Origin of the sequence: Actinoplanes sp. M2I2 (genome assembly GCF_023544445.1) — a bacterium.
In the GTDB taxonomy this organism is placed as follows: Bacteria; Actinomycetota; Actinomycetes; order Mycobacteriales; family Micromonosporaceae; genus Actinoplanes.
Window position 1 is genome coordinate 126,997 of the sequence record NZ_JALPVJ010000013.1, and the last position, 16,765, is coordinate 143,761.

Here is a 16,765-nt window from a genome sequence, read left to right on the forward strand (position 1 = left end):
GGCTCGTGCAGTCGTTCGACGGATTCAACATGCCCGCCCGGGGAGCGAGGGTGAGGAATGCCCTCGATCCACTACGACATTCCGTACGCCTCGGCCGAGCAGCAGGTCCTGGACGTGTACGGGGACCCGGCCGGCACCCGCCCCGCCGTCGTGCTCGTGCACGGTGGCGGCTGGTTCCGTGGCGACAAGTCGAAGGAACAGAAGCTGGCGACAATCCTGGTGGACGCGGGCTTTGTCGTGTTCGTGCCCAACTACCGGCTCGCCCCGGACCACCCGTTCCCGGCCGGCCGGGAGGACATCCTGGCCGCCACCGACTGGGCCCGTGCCTCCGGGTACGCCTTCGACCGTGACCGGCTCGCCTTCCTCGGCGGATCGGCGGGCGGCAACCTGGCTGTCGAGGCCGGCCTGGCCACCGGCCGGCCGGCGGCGAGCTGGTCGGGCATCTTCAACCTCGAGGCCTTCATCGAGGCGACCGACGCCACCGTGGCGGCGACACCCACCACCCAGGATCTGGACGCCATGCGCAGCGCGGACATCAACCAGACCGGGAGGGACGACGCCTTCCTGCGCTGGTGCATCCTGCAGGAGGTCGGCGGCGACCGGTCCCTGCTGCCCCAGGCCTCGACCGTCCGGCACGCCGTCGCGTCGGCCGGGCCGGTCTACCTGGCCAACTCGCTGGCCGAGTTCGTCCCGGTCAGCGATCCGGTGGCGATGCAGCAGGCGCTCACCGGCGTCGGGGTGGCCAGCACGCTCCAGCTGATCCCCGGCACCAAGCACGCCGAGGGCTACCTGGAGCACGCCGTCGAGGGCACGCTGGCCTTCCTGCGGCAGGCTCTGGCATGACCACCGCGGCGGGTGCCTGGGCGCCGCTGCGGCATCCGGTGTTCCGGGCGGTGTGGATCGCCGCCTTCGTCGCGAACGTCGGCACCTGGATGCAGACCGTCGCCGGGCAGTGGCTGCTCATCGAGCAGCACAGCTCCAGCCTGCTGATCTCCTTGGTGCAGAGCGCCTCCAGCGTGCCCGTGCTGCTGCTGGTGATACCGGCCGGGGTGGTCGCCGACTTCCTCGACCGCCGGCGGCTTCTGCTGGCCACCCAGTGCGTGCAGGCGGTGATCGCGGGAATCCTGGCCCTGCTCACCGCGGCCGGGCGCACGTCGCCCGAGGTGCTGCTGCTGTTCACCTTCCTGCTGGGCTGCGGGGCGGCCGCCCAGTTGCCGGCCTACCAGGCGATGGTGTCCGACCTGCTGCCCCGCTCCGAGCTCGGCTCCGGCGCGTCGCTCAGCTCGCTCGGCGTCAACCTCGCGCGGGCGGTCGGCCCGGCGGTCGCCGGGCTGCTGCTGGCCCACCTCGGGGTGCCGTGGCTCTTCGCCCTGAACGCGGTCAGCTTTCTGCTCTTCGCTGTCGCGCTGCTGTTCACCCCCGGCGGGCGGCCGGCGAACGGCTCGGCGATGACGGCCGCCTCGCTGTCGAGTTTCGAGGCGGGTGGCCGGTACGTGCTGAACTCGCCCGCGGTACGCCGCATCCTGCTCCGGTTGGTGCTGTTCGCCTTGCCCGCCAACGTGCTGTGGGCGTTGCTGGCGCCGCTGGCCGAAGGCCGCCTCGGACTGGGCGCCGCCGGCTACGGGGTGTTGCTGGGCGCGGCCGGGGCCGGGGCGGTCGCCGGGGCGGTCCTGATGCCCCTGGTGCAGGACCGGTTGTCGGCGTCCGCGAGGCTCACCGTCGCGGGCGCGGTGTACGGCGCCGGACTGATTGGGCTGTCCCTGGTCCGCGACGTCGGCGTGGCGGTCGTCCTGCTGGTGCCGGTCGGCGTCGCCTGGATCGCCGTGATCGCCGGCCTCAACGCCGGCGTGCAGGCGTTCCTGCCGGACTGGGTGCGGGCCCGCGCGCTGGCCGTCTACCAGATGGTGCTGTTCGCGACGTTCGCCGGTAGCGCTGCCCTCTGGGGCGCGGTGGCAACGTGGACCGGGCTGGGCCGTACCTTCGCCGGCGCGGGTGTCCTGCTGGTCGCCACGACCATCGCCGGGGTGTGGCTGCCGTTGCGCCGCACCGACATCGGCGACCGGACGGCGGTCCCGGCCGGGGTGCTGCCGGAGGCGACGTTCGTGGGCGCGGTCTCACCGGACGACCCGGTGGAGGTCCTGGTCCGCTATCGCGTGCGGCCGGAGCACCGGGACGACTTCATCCGGGCGATCGCCGAGCTGCGGACCAGCCGGCTGCGCACCGGGGCGACGCAGTGGGTGCTGCTCAGCGACGCCGTCGACGCGGATCAGCTGGTCGAGCGCTACCGGGTGGCCTCCTGGACCGAGTTCCTCGACCAGCTCACGAACCGGCAGACGCCCTTCGACGACGAGATACGCCGGCGGGTCGAGGCGCTCGCCGACACGGTCACCTGGCAGCGCCTGCTGACCGTCGCCGTCCCGCATCACGGGCACGACGTCGTACGAAATCTGGGGGAGCACGCATGACAAGCCCGTTCACCACCGTCGCCGACGTCTTCTGCTTCGTGCCCGACCTGGCCGCCGCGACCGCGTGGTACACCGACCGCCTCGGCCTCGCGCCCGCCCTGCAGGCCGCTCAGCTGGCACGCTTCGACCTCGGTACGAGCAGCCTGACCCTGCACCAGGTCGACGAGTTCAACACCGGCGGGCCGGGCGGCTGCGTCGCCTACTGGGACGTCGAGGACGTCGACGCGGTCGTCGCGGAGTGGGTCCGGTACGGCGCGACCGCCCACCGCGGGCCCAAGACCATCATGACGGGCGAGCGGCTCTGCCAGCTGCTCGACCCCTTCGGCAACCTGATCGGCGTCCGGCAGCCGGCGACGTGAGGTGGTCCTGGCCTGATCGAACCACTGTCTACGGTGGACCGACACAGGGCAAGCCGATCGTCGCGCAGCAGGCGAAGGCGCGACCGCAGGCGGCGTGGACTGATCACGCCCGCCCCGAAACCTTGTGCCTTCGACCACTCAGGCCCGGGTCAGCGTCCGGCCTTCGTCGATGGCCGTCTGTTCCGCCTCGGCGATCACCGCGCCGACGGCCCGGGCGTCGGAATTCCAGTCGTCGGCGATCGCGCCGAGCACCAGCACGGCGGAGCCATACCGGTCGTACGCACTGATGTCGTCGACCGGGATGTCCTCGCCCAGGGCCCGGCGCACCATGTGTTCGATCGTGATCGGATCGGTCTGCGGCCGGAAAGTCTCCCAGGCACGCCGGGTCAGGGCGCTGATCTCCCGCTGGTCCGGCGCCTTCGGGAGGTACTGCCGCACGATGAGGACCAGCACACACAACGCCAGCGTCATCAACTCGGTACCGTCCGTCTCAACGGTCCGGTCCGGCCCCTCCTCACGCAGAGCCAACGCCCGCAGATAGCGGCCGACGACGGTCGACGGCTCCGGTGCGGGTGGCTGCCGCCGCTGAGCCTTGCGGCTGCGGGGTGGGGCCGGCGGGCGCCACGGCGAGCGCATCCGGCGGGTCAGATCGGGCAGGCGATCCGCGTCGGTCAGGTAACGCTGCCCGGTACGGCGGCACGTTCGCATCTCGAGCAAGGCGGCACCCTCGCCACCGGCCGGAAGTGCCACCGCCGACACTACCTTTTCCGCCTCGGCCAGCAGGCCATCGACCTGGTCGTCGTCCAGTTCCAGGTCGTCAGCCAAGGCGAACAACCCGGCATACATGATCTCGCCGGCCCGGACCGGGTCGACCGCACCGAGCAGCCAGGCCTCACTCATCGAGCCGCGCACCACCGCCTCCACCGTGCGGGCAGCGAAACCCTGCGCACCGGGAGCCCGTTCGACGAAACGACGCGCGAAGGCGGTCACCAGGCGCCGGTCGCCGAACTGGCCGAACCGCCGCAACGCCGCAATCGCGAAGGCGACCGGCATCACCTCGGGCCACCAGCCATCGGACAACTCGGTGCCCAGGATGCGGTCGCGCTCGTCATCGTCGCCCCGCAACTCGGCCCGAAGCAGCCGTGCCTCAGCGGTTCGCAGGACCGCCGGCACACCAGTCACCCCGATCTCCATATCGTGATGACACGTCCGCCGACCCCGATCAACGGCGCCGATGCGGGCCCCGGCGCATTTTCCACCCCGGCGGCAGCACCGGCTCGGTCGACGCCCACAACTCGTCATCAAGATCCCACAGCACAGTGACCCTGGGGCATCGGCCGATCGCTTGTCGCTGTGCCGGGAGGTGATCGACGATCCGGGTCTCGGCGGGCGAGGTGGGTGCTGGAGTGCTCGTACGGAGGGTTCAGCGATGGGCGGCCGGCACGCCGCCCGAGGGTGGCGCGACCCGCTCGAACCGTACCCGGCTCAGCCCGCCCGGGAGGTCGCTGAGCACGTACAGCTCGCCGTGCACGTCGGTGCCGAAGGCGGACGGCTGGGTCGGGAAGTTGCCGATCGTGGCGGACTCGTAGCCGCCTCCGGGCTTGGGGCGCACGGCGAACGCGAGAGTCGAGCAGTAGTCGCTCGCGATGTAGGTGCCCCGGGCCTCGGGGGTCCGGGATCCCCGGTAGACCACGCCGCCGGTCACCGAGCAGTTCTCGGTGAGGTAGTGCTCGTACTCGAAGACCGGGTCGATGTATCGCACGCCGGGCCGGCACTGCGCCGGGTCGAACACCGGGGTGCCCTCCTTGCAGGACCAGCCGAGGTTCGCCCCGCCCTGCCAGGAGCGGACGTGGTTGATCTCCTCGACCAGACCCTGGCCGACGTCGCCGATCCACAGCGAGTTGTCGATCGGGTCGACGGAGAACCGCCACGGGTTGCGCAGCCCGTAGAGCCAGATCTCCGGCCGGGCTCCGGGTGTGCGGACGAACGGGTTGCCGGCCGGCACGCAGTACGGCCTCGTGCCGCAGGCGCGGTTGACGTCGATCCGCACGATCTTGCCGAGCAGGGTGCCGAGGTCCTGACCGGCTTTGTACGGGTCGTTCGCGTGGCCGCCGTCGCCGGTGGACCAGTAGAGGTAGCCGTCGCGTCCGAACGCCACCTGGCCGCCGTTGTGGTTGCCGTACTCGGCGTGCTCCTGAGTGAGCAGCACCTGCAGCCGCTCCGGGGCGCTGATCGGCAGCCGCGCCAGGGTGAGCGCGCCGGCCGGCAGGCTGGTGTAGGCCACGTACAGCATGCCGGTGCGCGCGAAGTTGGGCGCGGGCGTGATGCCGAGCAGGCCGCGCTCATTGTCCGAGGTGTCGATCCGGGCCGTCAGGTCGAGCACCGGGTCGGCGGCCAAGCCGGTGTCGGGGTGATAGGCGCGGACGGTGCCGTTCTTCTCCGCGATCAGCATCCGGCCGTCCGGCAGTCCGGTGATCGCGATCGGACGCCGAAGACCGGATGCCACCTGCTCGGACACCACGGTCAACTCGGTGAGGGGCGCCGGGCGGGCGCGGGACGGGCCGGCGTCGGCGACGCCGGCCGCCGACGCCGAGGTCGACAGCGGCGCGGACAGGGCCAGGACGAGCAGGCCGGCCAGCACGGTGAGCGTGCGATTACGCCCTCGCGGCATGTTCGACTCCTCGGGGCAGAGTGGCGGACGCGGTTCGGGAGCGCTCCCACAGTACATTGACGCACGCCTATGTGGGAAGCCTGAACTACGAGGCGGCCGGGACGTCTGGAGCAGTGAGGGCGATCGGCACGGTCCCGATCACCGTCGATGTGCATCGGCCGACCAGCGGAAGACATGGTGTCATGGAGAACAGATCTGGATCCGGTTCCGGCCGGCACGCGGTCGTCATCGGCGGCAGTGTGGCGGGACTGCTCGCGGCCCGCGCGTTGAGCATCTCGTACGAGCGGGTGACGGTCCTCGACCGGGACGCGCTTCCGGCCGGTCCGGTCGCCCGGCGCGGGGTCCCCCAGGGCCGGCACGTGCACGGCGTCACCGCTCGGGGAGCCGCCGGTCTGGAGGCACTGTTCCCCGGCTTTCTCGGCGACCTGACAGCGGCCGGGGCCCCGCGCGCCGACGCCCTGGCCGACTATCACTACTACCTCGACGGGCACAAACTGGCCCGGGCGCTGGCGGACACCCCCAACTATCTGGCCACCCGGCCACTGATCGAGAGCCTGATCCGGGACCGCGCCGGCTCCCTGGGCAATGTGACCATCGAGGACCGGACCGAGGTGACCGGTCTGCTCACCGCCGACGGCCGGGTCGGCGGGGTACGCGTACGGCCGCTGGGCGCGGAGCACGCCGAGAGCGACCTCGAGGCAGACCTGGTCGTGGACGCCGCCGGGCGAGGCTCACGGGCCGTGACCTGGTTGACCGAGCTGGGCTATCCCACGCCTGACGAGACTGTCGTCCGGACGAACGTCGTCTACGTGACCCGTCATTTCCGGCAGGAGGCGGGCCAGCCGGGCGGGCGCCAGGCCGTGGTGTCGGGCGCCTTCCCGGCGAATCCCCGAAGCGGCGCGGCCGTACGGCAGGAGAACGGCCAGATCGCCGTCTTCCTGGCCGGCATCCTCGGCGACGAGCCGCCCACCGACGACGCCGGCATGCTCGCGTTCGCGTCGACGCTGGCCGCCCCCGAGATCGCTGAGGTGCTGCGCACGGCGGCGCCGATCGACGAAGCCGCGAAGATGCGCAACCCGGCGAGCTCCCTCAAGCACTTCGAGAAGCTGGACCGCTTCCTCGAGGGATACCTGGTCGTCGGCGACGCGATGGGCAATTTCAACCCGCTCTACGGGCAGGGCATCACGGTGGCCGTGATCGAGGCCGAACTGCTCGAGTCGCTGCTGCGCGACGGGACCGGCCAGCTGGCCCGGCGATACTTCACCGGGGCCGCCCAGCTGCTGGCCGAACCGTGGGCTCTGGCCACCGGCAGCGACCTCCGTTTCCCCGGGGTCGAAGGCGTGCGCAGCACGCAGGACGAGCAGGCCGGGCAGTACCTGGATCAGCTTCGTGCCGCCGCCGCGACCGACCCGGGAGTCGGCGCGGCCTTCCTCAAGGTGGCGAACATGCTGGCCCCGATCACGTCGCTTTTCGACCCGGCTCTGGCGGCCCGCGTGCACCGGTCGGCGTCGCCGGGCGTGCCGGGCTGACGGCCGGCGAGCCGCCGGCCGCCGGCCGCGATGAAATCTCGTCACCGTAGCTTTCGGAAGAACGTCCGGAGGTCGTCGACCAGCAGCTCGGGCGCTTCCATGGCGAGGAAGTGCCCGCCCTGGCCGAGTTCGGTCCAGTGCACGACGTGGTGGTCCCGCTCGGCCCACGGCCGGATCGTGGTGTCCTGACCGGACACCAGCACGCCGGTGGGCACGGTCCCGCGCCGGCTGCCGGCCCCGTCGTCGCTGCCCCGCGGGCTCGCCGAGATCTCCTCGTAGTAGATCTGGGCGGCGGAGGCGGCGGTGCCGGTCAGCCAGTAGATCGACACGTCGGTGAGGATGCGGTCGCGGTCGATGCTGTCCTCCGGCAGGGCGTCCTCCGGATCGGTGTGCTCCTTGAACTTCTCCACGATCCAGGCGAGCTGGCCGACCGGCGAGTCGGTCAGGGCGTACCCCACGGTTTGCGGGCGTTTGCTGTTGCAATGGAAGTAGCCGTCGTTCGCGTGCTGCATCCGCTGCCAGCGTCGCTGGTCGGCCTCGCTGAGGCTGTCCAGCTCCCCGTCGGCTCCGGCCGGGAGGGTGACCATCGCGGCGACGTGGACGCCGATGACCCCGTCCGGATCCCACCGGGCCACGCCGGGGGCGATCCAGGCACCCCAGTCATAGCCGTGTACGCCGTACCGGTCGTACCCGAGCCGGCTCATCAGCGTCCCGAGGATGCCGGCCACCCGGGCCGCGTTCATCCCCGGCCCGGCCAGCGGGGTGGAGAACCCGAATCCCGGCAAGGACGGGATCACCAGATGGAAGGCCTCGGCGGGGTCGCCGCCGTGGCTCCGAGGATCGGACAGCGGCCCGATGACGTCGAGGAAGTCCACCACCCCGCCGGGCCAGCCGTGCAGCAGGAGCAGCGGCGTGGCGTCCGGCTCGGGGGAGGGCACGTGCAGAAAATGCAGGTTCTGACCGTCGATGGTGGTCAGGTGCTGCGGGTGCCGGTTGAGGGTCGCCTCCTGGGCCCGCCAGTCATAGCCGGTGCGCCAGTAGTCAGCGACCTCCCGCAGATAGGCGACGGGAACACCGCGGCTCCAACCGACTCCGGGTAGCTCGTCCGGCCACCGGGTATTGGCCAGACGCGTGTTCAGGTCGTCGAGTTGCGCCTGCGCGATGTCGATACGGAACGGGTGGAGACCCGGCTGGCTGTTCGTCATGCGGGCGACGCTAGGGGTGGATCAGGCCACTTCCTGTCCTGATGTCCGGGCGATGCGGTGCAGGACGGCCTCAACACCATCGGCTGCCCGGAGCTCACGACCCTCCTGCTCGCCGTCATCCGCGGCCTTCTCCTGGACCTGGACGCCACGGCCGATACCACTCGCGCCGAGCAGGCGTTCCGGCAATTCCTCGACATCCTCGATGCCCGGAGTCGTGACGAACGCCCAGCGGCCCACAAGGCGACCGGCGGCTGACGCACTGACGGGGAGTCAACCGTCCCATAACCGCCCAAAGCGAAGAATGCGGTCTAGGGTGAGGTGTACGGCCCGGGCATTGCCGTCGGCGTTCGGCGATGGCGATGACGTCCTGACGCGACGGCCTGGATGACGACCAGCAAAGGGCATCTGACGTGGCGCAGTCCGGCAATCACCCTGAGGCCGCACACCTGTCGGCGTCGGCCGGACCGGTGGACGGATTCGATGCCGGAGCGCTGATGGGTGCCGTGGCTCGTGGCGACGAGGCCGCGTTCGGCCGGCTCTACGCCGTCATCGCCCCCCGCGTGTACGGGCTTGCCGTCGGGGTGCTGCGAGACTGGGCGCTGGCCGAGGAGGTCACCCAGGACGTGATCGCCGAGGTGTGGTGCACCGCCGGCCGTTTCGACGGGGCTCGAGGGTCGGCGTTGGGGTGGGTGCTGACCATCGCGCGCCGCCGCTCGGTCGATCGGGTGCGCGCGGAGCAGGCCCATACCAACCGCCTGGTGAAGGCCGGTGTGGCCTCGGCCGGCATCGCGTACGACCAGGTGGCCGAGGCGATCGACGACCGTGTGCGCCACCGGCAGGTCCGGAGCTGCCTCGAGTGCCTGACCGATCTGCAGAGGCAGGCGTTGCTGCTGGCGTATTACCGCGGGCACTCCTGCCGTGAGGTCGCCGATCTGCTGCACGTCGCCCTGCCGACGGTCAAGACGCGCATGCGTGACGGACTGATCCGGCTCCGCGACTGTCTCGGGTCCGGCCATGAGCCCGTCGTGCCGTCCGCCCGCATCGGTCCTCGTCAACGGCCACGCTTGGCTGCTACCCGATAACGAGGTGGACCAAGCCGCCACCAGATCTGTTCCGAATCACCGCCGTGGATGCGATTTCGGTGAGGGACGGTGCGGCGTGGTCTCCGAGGGCGAGGTAGGTACGGCTCGGACGACGGGCGTGTTGACGGTCGCCGGCCGGTATCGTCTGCTGACGCTTGTCGGATCCGGGGGAATGGGCCGGGTCTGGCAGGCACGCGACGAGCTCCTCGATCGCGTGGTCGCCATCAAGGAATTGGTGCCGCCCGCCGGGCTTCCGGTCGGTGCCCGGCGTACCGCGCAATTGCCGACGATGCGGGAGGCGCGGGCCGCGGCGCGGCTGGAACATCCCTGCGTGGTGCGCATCTACGACGTGCTGCACGTCACCGGCCGTACGTGGATCGTGATGGAGTACGTCGAGTCGGAGTCACTGCAGCAGCGGATGATCCGCGACGGGCCGCTCTCACACCGGGACGCGGCCCGGATCGGTCTGAGCATGCTGCAGGCGTTACGGGCGGCCCACACCGCGGGTGTGGTGCACCACGACGTCAAGCCGGCGAACGTGTTGCTGGCTGCCGACGGCCGCATCATGCTCACCGACTTCGGCCTGGCCACCCTGGATGCCGTTCCGATCGGCGACGACACGCGAACCGCGCCACTGCTCGGCTCGCCGCACTATGTCGCACCGGAACGGCTGCGCGGCGGCGCTGCCTCAACCGTGTCCAGCGATCTGTGGTCGCTCGGCGCGACTCTCTACACCGCGGTGGAAGGCCGTCCACCGTTCGACCGGTCCAGTGTCGGTGAATCCCTCGCCGCGGCCCTCGTCGAGAACCCGGATCCGCCACAGCATCCCGGCCCGCTTCATCCGGTCATCGCGGCGCTGATGGCGCGGGACCCGGCGGCACGAACCACCGCAGCGCAAGCGCATCAGGCATTACAGGCCACAACGCACCCGGCGATGGGCGTCTTCGCGGTTCCGGCGCCAGGCCGACGGCCGGACGATGTCCAGTTCAGTCCAGCCGCTGTCGCAGTGCCAGAGGCGGCAGCACCGTCATGGCCGGCTTTCTCCGCCGCGTTGGACGAGCCGCCTCCTGACCCGCGCCGTGCTCGGCGTAAGCGCATCGTCGTCGCGTTGGTCGCCGCCACCGTGGTGCTCACCGCCGCCGGTGCCGTGGCAGCTTCGAGCCTGGGTGACGGCCGGCACAACCTCGCCCAGCCGGGCAGCACGGCCGCACCCACCACGACCGCAGCCGCCGATACCATCAGTGCTTGCGAACCGGCTGACCGGCAACCGCTGGATACCGCACCCGTGCAACCGGCGGCAGTTGCCGTCCCGGCCGGGTGGCGGTCGTACCGTGACCCGACCGGATTCGTGGTCGCCACTCCTCGTGATTGGACCCGCTCGCAGAAAGCATCCGTCGTCTGCCTCAGTACACCGGACGGCTCCACGACCTTCACGGTCAACCGCCGCCAAGGCGACGTCGCCGACCCGCTGCGATGGTGGCAGACCGCTGAGAAGGCAGCGCTCAGCGGCGGAACGCTGCCGGGATACCGCAGGATCGCCATGGGTGTGTTGCTGGTGACCGGCGGCGGGGCCGATTGGGAGTACTCGTGGCAACCGGCAGCGGGTCCGCGACTACACGCCCGCCAGGTGCTGCTGTCCGCGGGTGCGGCCCGCCCGTTCGAGCTGTCGTGGACCACCGCTGATCGCGACTGGACCGCTGGTCTCGAAATTCAGCGGGATCTGCTGGCCACTTTCCGCGATCCGTCCAGCACCAAGCCGACCTGGGCCGTACCCGCACCCCAGTGACAACTCGGCTACTCAGTGACAAGCCTGGATCTATGAGCCATCCGCCGCGTCTGTCGCACCGAATGCCTGGCGACACCCGACCGACAAGGAGAAGCTTGTGAAACTGCGCCGAACCCTGCTCGTCGTCCCGGCGGCCGCCGCCATCCTGCTCGCTGTCCCTACGGCTGCGTTCGCCGACGAAAGCGTCCACGTCCAGCTCGACGCGCTGAACAAGTCCGGTGCCTCGGGCACGGCGACCCTCACCGCGATGGACAACGGGGATCTGAAGGTCAGCATCCGCTCCAAGGGTCTGGTCCCGAACTCGCCGCACGCCCAGCACATGCACGGCGCCACCAACGGCATGGACTTCCACTGCCCGGACATGTCCGCCGACAAGGACGGCAACGGTTTCGTCAGCACCGAAGAAGGTGTGCCGATGTACGGCGACATCTTCATCTCGCTGACCACCAAGGGCGACACCACCAAGGCCAGCGGCCTGGCTGTCGACCGGATGCCGACCGCCGACGCCCAGGGCGACCTGTCCTACGACCGCACCATCGCCGCCGCGGACCTGCCCGAGGGCACCCTCGAGCACCTCAAGGACCTGCACGTCGTCGAGCACGGCATCGACGCCAACAACAACGGCAAGTACGACATGGACGCCCTCGGCGAATCCACCCTGGCCGAGTCCGCCGGTCTCAAGGGCATCCCCGAGGAGGCCACCGACCCGGCCGTGTGCGGCATGGTCTCCGGCGCGGCCGCCGGCTCCGTGCCCGTCGGTGGTGTCGCCACCGGCGACGGCAGCGCCCGCAGCAGCGCCGCCCCGCTGTACGGCTTCGGCGGCCTGGCCCTGCTCGGCGCGCTCGGCGTGTTCGTGATCAGCCGCCGGCGGTCCTTCGTCGCCCCGCGCGAGCTGCGTGAGCGGAGCTGACCTGACATGACCGACGGCGGAACCTCGCCGACGGCCGGTGGCCGCCGCACGCGCTTCGCGCTGCTGGCGGTCACCGCCGTCCTTGCGATCATCGGCGCGGCCTTCATCACCACCGCCGCGCTCCGGCACAGCAGCGAGCCACCCGAAACCGCCGGGATGGCCGCCGCGGCACCCGATGCAACGACGGGCACACCTCAACCCGGCGCCACGACCGGCACATTGACCAGCGGAACCCTGATGCCTACCTCACCGCCCACTCGCATCGCCATACCGGCCCTGCGCGTCGAGGTGCCGGTCATCGGGTTGGGCCAACAGCCCGACGGCAGCATGCAGGTTCCGGACGATGCGAAAACCATCGGCTGGTACACCAAAGCCCCCACGCCCGGATCGCTCGGCCCCGCGGTCCTGGCCGGACACGTCGACTACAAGAAGCAACCGGGCACGTTCGCCCACCTCGTCGATCTCACCCGCGGCGACACCATCAGCATCGCCCGCCAGGACGGCAGCACGGCCGTCTTCACCGTCGCCAGGACCGAGCGCTACGCCAAGAACCGGTTCCCGTCCGACGCCGTCTACGGACCTATCGACCACGCCGGACTACGCCTGATCACCTGCGGCGGCGACTTCGACAACACCGCCGGCCACTACCGCGACAACATCGTCGTCTACGCCACCCTCAGCCACGCCTCCCGTGGCTGAACCTCCCGGCCAGGTCGGCAACGCCGATCGCGGCCGCGCCCAGGGCCGCGGCCAGGCGTACGGCGGGCCGGCGGGTGCGCATGCCGGCCAGGGTGCCCAGACCCCAGCCCGTCCCCAAGGCGATCGACAGCCCGCCCCGACGACTCCTCGCGACTCCCGCGGCCACTGCGGCGGCCACCGTGAGCAGCCCGGCCGAGGCTGCGGCGGTCGTCCGTGGCGCGTTCCGATCCCGGGCCGCGACGACGTTGACGGCACTGGCCAGGGTCGTCCAGCCGAGCAGCAGGCCGGTGCTGACGGGGGTGACCGCGGTCAGGCCGGACGTCGGCGGCGCTTGTTGCAACCGGGCATGTGCGGTCGCGGCCAGGGCGGCGGCCACCGGCAGCAGATAGGGCGTGAGCGCGAACCGGTCACGCTGGGCCGCCAGCGACCACGCGGCGTTCACGGCATAGGCGCCGGCCAGGGGCCAACCGGTCCGCCGGCTCACCGCATCGCCGCGCCCGGACGGGAGGCACTGGCCGACGGTCGACGCGACGCAGGTGGCGAAGATCGGGGCCCACACGGCGAAGGCGTAGTCGGGCGGGGTGATCGCGGTGTCGTACCGCTTGGTCTGCTCACCCTCGCCGAGCAGCGCGCCCAGGTTCGGCACCGCGACGAAAGCGGCGCAAGCACCGGCCAGAGCCAGGGAGCGGGTCGTGTCCATCGCGTGCTCCTCCTCAGGTAACTTAGAAACTAAGCTACCCGGGGAGGGTCGATTGGAACAGGCACCGCACGAGTTGTCCTGGGCGCTGCATCATCTGGCCGTTGCCGCGGCCGAGCTGGACACGGCGATCGCCCGCCGGCTTCAGCTGAGCGCCGGCGACTTCCTGGCGCTCAAACACCTGCTCGTCGCCGACGCGCTCGGCCCGGTGGAGCTCGGTCGTCTGCTCGGTCTGACCTCCGGAGCCGCCACCGGACTGGCGAATCGCCTCGAGCGAGCCGGCTGGGTCCGCCGCGAACCCCACCCCACCGACCGGCGACGTCAGGTCCTCACGACCACCGCGTACGCCCGGGAGACCCTGCTTCGGGAGCTTCAGCCGCTGGCTGAGGACCTCGAACGGGCGTCGGCCGGCCTGTCGCCCGATCAGCGCCGTCAGGTGGCGGCGGCGCTCATGAGCCTGGCCCGGCTGCATCGCCGGCACGCCCGCTGACGAGACGGTGGCGCCACCGAGGAACTCGCAGGTGAGAGCGGATGATCGGAGCTGTCGCACCCCACGTCACGGACGACTACCGTGTCGGCTATCCGATCTAGGGGTTGAGGGGGAGAATCTCCGGTGGATCTTGTGGGCCGGCGCGCCGAGCGTGCAGCGGTCGAGAAGTTTCTCTCGCTGGCTCGGTCCGGGCGCAGCGGCTCCCTTGTGGTGTGCGGTGAAGCCGGGATCGGGAAGACTGCCGTGCTCGAGCACGCTCGGCAGACGGCGCTCGCCGCGGACTTCCGGGTGGAGTCGGCGGGCGGTGTCGAGTCCGAGACCCAGTTCGCGTTCGCCGGGTTGCACCAGCTGTGTGCCCCCCTGCTGGATCGCACCGGCACGCTGTCCGAGCCGCAGCAGGCCGCCCTCGGGGTGGCGTTCGGGCTCCACGGTGGCGCCGCGCCGGACCGGTTCCTGGTCGGCCTGGCCATCCTCAACCTGATGGCCGAGGTCGCCGAGGAGCAGCCTCTGCTGTGTCTCGTCGACGACGCCCAGTGGCTCGATGAGGCCTCGGCGCAGGTTCTGGCGTTCGTGGCCCGGCGGGTCGGGGCCGAAAGGCTGGCCCTCGTCTTCGGGCTGCGGGACGGCGACGGAGGTGACCTCCTCCCGTTCGCCGGGTTGCCGGAGCTCCCTCTGGAGCCGCTCGGCGCGGCCGATGCCCGGGCGCTGCTCAGCGCCGCGGTACGGACACCACTGGACGAGGAGGTGCGCGAACGGATCCTCGCCGAGGCGTGCGGCAACCCGTTGGCGCTGCTGGAGCTGCCCCGCACCCTGCGGCCGGCCACTTTCGCCGGCGGGTTCGAGTTGCCCGGCGTGCTCGGCGTCCCGCACCGCATCGAGGAGGGTTTCCGGCGCCGTTCAGCCAGCCTGCCACCCGAGACGCAGCTTCTGCTGCTGGTCGCCGCGTCCGAACCGACGGGCGACGTGGCGCTGCTGTGGCGCGCGGCCGCGCGGCTCGGCCTCGCTCGCGAGGCTGCGACGCCCGCGGAGGTCGCCGGTCTGCTGGAGATCGGCGTCCGGGTACGGTTCCGCCACCCGCTCGTGCGGTCGGCGGTGTATCAGGCAGCCACGCCGCCGGACCGTCGCCGGGCCCACGGCGCGCTGGCCGACGCGACCGACCCGAAGGCCGACCCGGACCGCCGCGCCTGGCAGCGCGCGCAGGCGGTGCCCGGAGTCGACGAGGAAGCCGCCGAAGGGCTGGAGCGCTCGGCCGGACGGGCGCGAGCTCGCGGCGGTGTGGCCGCCGCGGCCGCGTTCCTGCAGCGCGCGGCCGAGCTGACGCCGGAGCCCGCGCTTCGCGCGAAACGCGCACTGGACGCCGCGCAGGCCAAGCACGAGGCCGGCGCGACCCCGGCCGCCCTGGAACTGCTGGCGGTGGCGGCCGCCGGGCCCCTGGACGCCCTGCCCCGCGCCCGCCTCGGGCTGCTCCGCGCCCAGATCGCGTTCGACCAGAGCCGGGGCAGCGACGTGCCGGGGATGCTGCTCGACGCGGCCAGGACACTCGCCCCGCTGGACCCGGCGCTGGCCCGCGAGACCTATCTGCACGCGGTCGATGCCGCCATCCACGCCGGTCGCCTCGCCCGCGGCCGGGGGTTGCTCGACGCGGCCGAGACCGCACTCGGCGCGCCCGCGCCGTCGGCGCCGCCACAGCCGGTCGATCTGCTGCTGGACGGGCTGGCCACGAGGTTCACACAGGGGTACGAGGCAAGCGTCACCCCGTTGCAGCGGGCCCTCGAGGCGCTCCGCGACCACGGCTCCCGAGGTGGTGACGGCGACCGCCGCTGGCTGTGGCTGGCCTGCCATGTCGCGGCGATGCTGTGGGATGACGAGGCACTGTACGTATTGGCCGAGCGTGCGGTCCGGCTCTCCCGCGAGGCCGGCGCGCTGTCCATGCTCCCGGCCGCGCTCAACACCGTGGCCTCGGTGCTCGTGCTCACCGGCGACCTCGCCCGGGCCGCCGAGCTGACCGCCGAGGAGACCGCGATCACGCAGGCGACCGGGGCTCCGCCGCTGCCCAACGCCCGGCTCATGCTGGCGGCCTGGCGTGGCCGGCAACCGGAAACCCTGGAGCTGTACGCAGCCATGGTCGAGGAGGCGACGGGGCGGGGCGAGGGTGCGACGGTCGGCCTGGCTCAGGCCACGCTGGCCGCGCTGCACAACGGTCTGGGCAACTACGACGAGGCTCTCGCCGCCGCGCAGCCGCCGTGGGAGTACGACGACATGGCGTACAGCAGCCTGGCTCTGCCCGAGCTCATCGAAGCGGCCTCCCGGGCCGGCGAGCCGAAACGCGCGGCCGCCGCGCTGGAGCAACTCAGTTCCCGGGCCCGCGCCAGTGGGACGCCGTTCGGGCTGGGACTGGCCGCGCGCTCCCGTGCGCTGCTGACCACGGGCCCGGCCGCCGAGGAGCACTACCGCCAGGCGATCGAGCGGCTCAGCAACTGCCGGATGGCCGTCTACCTCGCCCGCACCCACCTGGTCTACGGCGAATGGCTCCGTCGTGAAGGTCGCCGCCAGGATGCCCGCGACCAGCTCCGCACTGCCCACAAGCTGCTCTCCGACATGGGCGCCGAGGCGTTCGCGGCGCGCGCCGCCCGTGAGCTGCGGGCCACCGGCGAGCACCCGAGCAGACGGAACGCCCGGCCCGCCGACGCGCTCACCGCCCACGAGCTGCACATCGCACGTCTGGTGGCAACGGGGGTCACCTCCCGTGAGGTCGGCGCCCAGCTGTTCCTCAGCCCGCGGACCATCGAGACCCACTTGCGCAACATCTTCCGCAAGCTCGGCATCACGTCACGCCGCGAGCTCAAGGAACTCCACCTCCCTTGACCGGGCC

At 71.6% G+C, this 16,765-nt stretch carries 15 protein-coding genes; 11 read left to right on the forward strand and 4 right to left on the reverse strand.

Going from position 1 to position 16,765, the window contains the following annotated elements; genetic code table 11:
• Positions 1-57: 57 nt before the first annotated feature.
• The 3 genes from HJC40_RS26665 to HJC40_RS26675 are packed head-to-tail and all read left to right on the forward strand — an operon-like array spanning position 58 to position 2,824.
• On the forward strand, positions 58-843 hold the full coding sequence (locus tag HJC40_RS26665) for an alpha/beta hydrolase (protein WP_250004819.1): 786 nt from the start codon (positions 58-60) through the stop codon (positions 841-843).
• Positions 840-2,465: an MFS transporter gene (locus HJC40_RS26670; protein WP_250004821.1), complete on the forward strand. Its 1,626-nt coding sequence runs from the start codon at positions 840-842 to the stop codon at positions 2,463-2,465. Before HJC40_RS26665 ends, HJC40_RS26670 begins: the two co-directional genes overlap by 4 nt.
• On the forward strand, positions 2,462-2,824 hold the full coding sequence (locus tag HJC40_RS26675; protein ID WP_250004823.1) for a VOC family protein: 363 nt from the start codon (positions 2,462-2,464) through the stop codon (positions 2,822-2,824). The genes HJC40_RS26670 and HJC40_RS26675 overlap by 4 nt, the downstream gene beginning before the upstream one ends.
• A 138-nt stretch (positions 2,825-2,962) precedes the next feature.
• Here HJC40_RS26675 and HJC40_RS26680 read toward each other — a convergent pair whose 3' ends face one another.
• Both HJC40_RS26680 and HJC40_RS26685 read right to left on the reverse strand, forming a co-directional pair.
• Positions 2,963-4,006 carry a hypothetical protein gene (locus tag HJC40_RS26680; protein ID WP_250004824.1) on the reverse strand — a complete coding sequence of 348 codons (1,044 nt, stop codon included), beginning with the start codon at positions 4,004-4,006 and terminating at the stop codon, positions 2,963-2,965.
• Positions 4,007-4,247: 241 nt separating this feature from the next.
• Positions 4,248-5,495: a sorbosone dehydrogenase family protein gene (locus tag HJC40_RS26685; protein WP_250004826.1), complete on the reverse strand. Its 1,248-nt coding sequence runs from the start codon at positions 5,493-5,495 to the stop codon at positions 4,248-4,250.
• A 182-nt stretch (positions 5,496-5,677) separates the two neighbouring features.
• On the opposite strand from HJC40_RS26685, the gene HJC40_RS26690 reads away from it, so the two are divergent.
• A complete protein-coding gene (locus tag HJC40_RS26690; protein WP_250004828.1) occupies positions 5,678-7,024 on the forward strand; it encodes an FAD-dependent monooxygenase in 1,347 nt (448 codons plus the stop codon).
• Positions 7,025-7,065: 41 nt separating this feature from the next.
• Here the strand turns inward: HJC40_RS26690 and HJC40_RS26695 are convergent, their stop codons facing one another.
• The gene (locus tag HJC40_RS26695; protein ID WP_250004830.1) at positions 7,066-8,229 is read right to left on the reverse strand and encodes an epoxide hydrolase family protein; all 1,164 of its coding nucleotides are present in this window, start codon (positions 8,227-8,229) and stop codon (positions 7,066-7,068) included.
• A gap of 57 nt (positions 8,230-8,286) precedes the next feature.
• Between HJC40_RS26695 and HJC40_RS26700 the strand changes: the two genes are divergently transcribed.
• The 5 genes from HJC40_RS26700 (at position 8,287) to HJC40_RS26720 (ending at position 12,706) form a co-directional block, all read left to right on the forward strand.
• On the forward strand, positions 8,287-8,484 hold the full coding sequence (locus tag HJC40_RS26700; protein WP_250004831.1) for a hypothetical protein: 198 nt from the start codon (positions 8,287-8,289) through the stop codon (positions 8,482-8,484).
• Between the two features lie 212 nt (positions 8,485-8,696).
• Entirely contained in the window at positions 8,697-9,311 is a 615-nt protein-coding gene (sigK, locus tag HJC40_RS26705) for an ECF RNA polymerase sigma factor SigK (protein WP_308200950.1), read from the forward strand.
• A gap of 118 nt (positions 9,312-9,429) precedes the next feature.
• Positions 9,430-11,097: a serine/threonine-protein kinase gene (locus HJC40_RS26710; RefSeq protein ID WP_250004833.1), complete on the forward strand. Its 1,668-nt coding sequence runs from the start codon at positions 9,430-9,432 to the stop codon at positions 11,095-11,097.
• Between the two features lie 97 nt (positions 11,098-11,194).
• On the forward strand, positions 11,195-12,007 hold the full coding sequence (locus tag HJC40_RS26715; RefSeq protein WP_250004835.1) for a hypothetical protein: 813 nt from the start codon (positions 11,195-11,197) through the stop codon (positions 12,005-12,007).
• Positions 12,008-12,013: 6 nt separating this feature from the next.
• The gene (locus tag HJC40_RS26720; RefSeq protein ID WP_250004836.1) at positions 12,014-12,706 is read left to right on the forward strand and encodes a class F sortase; all 693 of its coding nucleotides are present in this window, start codon (positions 12,014-12,016) and stop codon (positions 12,704-12,706) included.
• Here HJC40_RS26720 and HJC40_RS26725 read toward each other — a convergent pair.
• Positions 12,684-13,406, reverse strand: a complete 723-nt coding sequence (locus HJC40_RS26725) for a hypothetical protein (protein ID WP_250004837.1) — start codon at positions 13,404-13,406, stop codon at positions 12,684-12,686. The two genes, HJC40_RS26720 and HJC40_RS26725, sit on opposite strands and share 23 nt — an antisense overlap.
• A gap of 52 nt (positions 13,407-13,458) precedes the next feature.
• Here HJC40_RS26725 and HJC40_RS26730 point away from each other — a divergent pair, with 52 nt between their 5' ends.
• Together HJC40_RS26730 and HJC40_RS26735 are read left to right on the forward strand one after the other, a co-directional pair.
• On the forward strand, positions 13,459-13,893 hold the full coding sequence (locus tag HJC40_RS26730; RefSeq protein WP_250004838.1) for a MarR family winged helix-turn-helix transcriptional regulator: 435 nt from the start codon (positions 13,459-13,461) through the stop codon (positions 13,891-13,893).
• A 132-nt stretch (positions 13,894-14,025) separates the two neighbouring features.
• On the forward strand, positions 14,026-16,758 hold the full coding sequence (locus tag HJC40_RS26735) for an AAA family ATPase (protein WP_250005144.1): 2,733 nt from the start codon (positions 14,026-14,028) through the stop codon (positions 16,756-16,758).
• Positions 16,759-16,765 lie beyond the last annotated feature (7 nt).

Bases quoted from the DNA above. Each gene is read 5' to 3' on its own strand.
- HJC40_RS26665 (WP_250004819.1), top strand. From the start codon at position 58: ATGCCCTCGATCCACTACGACATTCCGTACGCCTCGGCCGAGCAGCAG.
- HJC40_RS26670 (WP_250004821.1), top strand. From the start codon at position 840: ATGACCACCGCGGCGGGTGCCTGGGCGCCGCTGCGGCATCCGGTGTTC.
- HJC40_RS26675 (WP_250004823.1), top strand. From the start codon at position 2,462: ATGACAAGCCCGTTCACCACCGTCGCCGACGTCTTCTGCTTCGTGCCC.
- HJC40_RS26685 (WP_250004826.1), bottom strand. From the start codon at position 5,495: ATGCCGCGAGGGCGTAATCGCACGCTCACCGTGCTGGCCGGCCTGCTC.
- HJC40_RS26690 (WP_250004828.1), top strand. From the start codon at position 5,678: ATGGAGAACAGATCTGGATCCGGTTCCGGCCGGCACGCGGTCGTCATC.
- HJC40_RS26695 (WP_250004830.1), bottom strand. From the start codon at position 8,229: ATGACGAACAGCCAGCCGGGTCTCCACCCGTTCCGTATCGACATCGCG.
- HJC40_RS26720 (WP_250004836.1), top strand. From the start codon at position 12,014: ATGACCGACGGCGGAACCTCGCCGACGGCCGGTGGCCGCCGCACGCGC.
- HJC40_RS26725 (WP_250004837.1), bottom strand. From the start codon at position 13,406: ATGGACACGACCCGCTCCCTGGCTCTGGCCGGTGCTTGCGCCGCTTTC.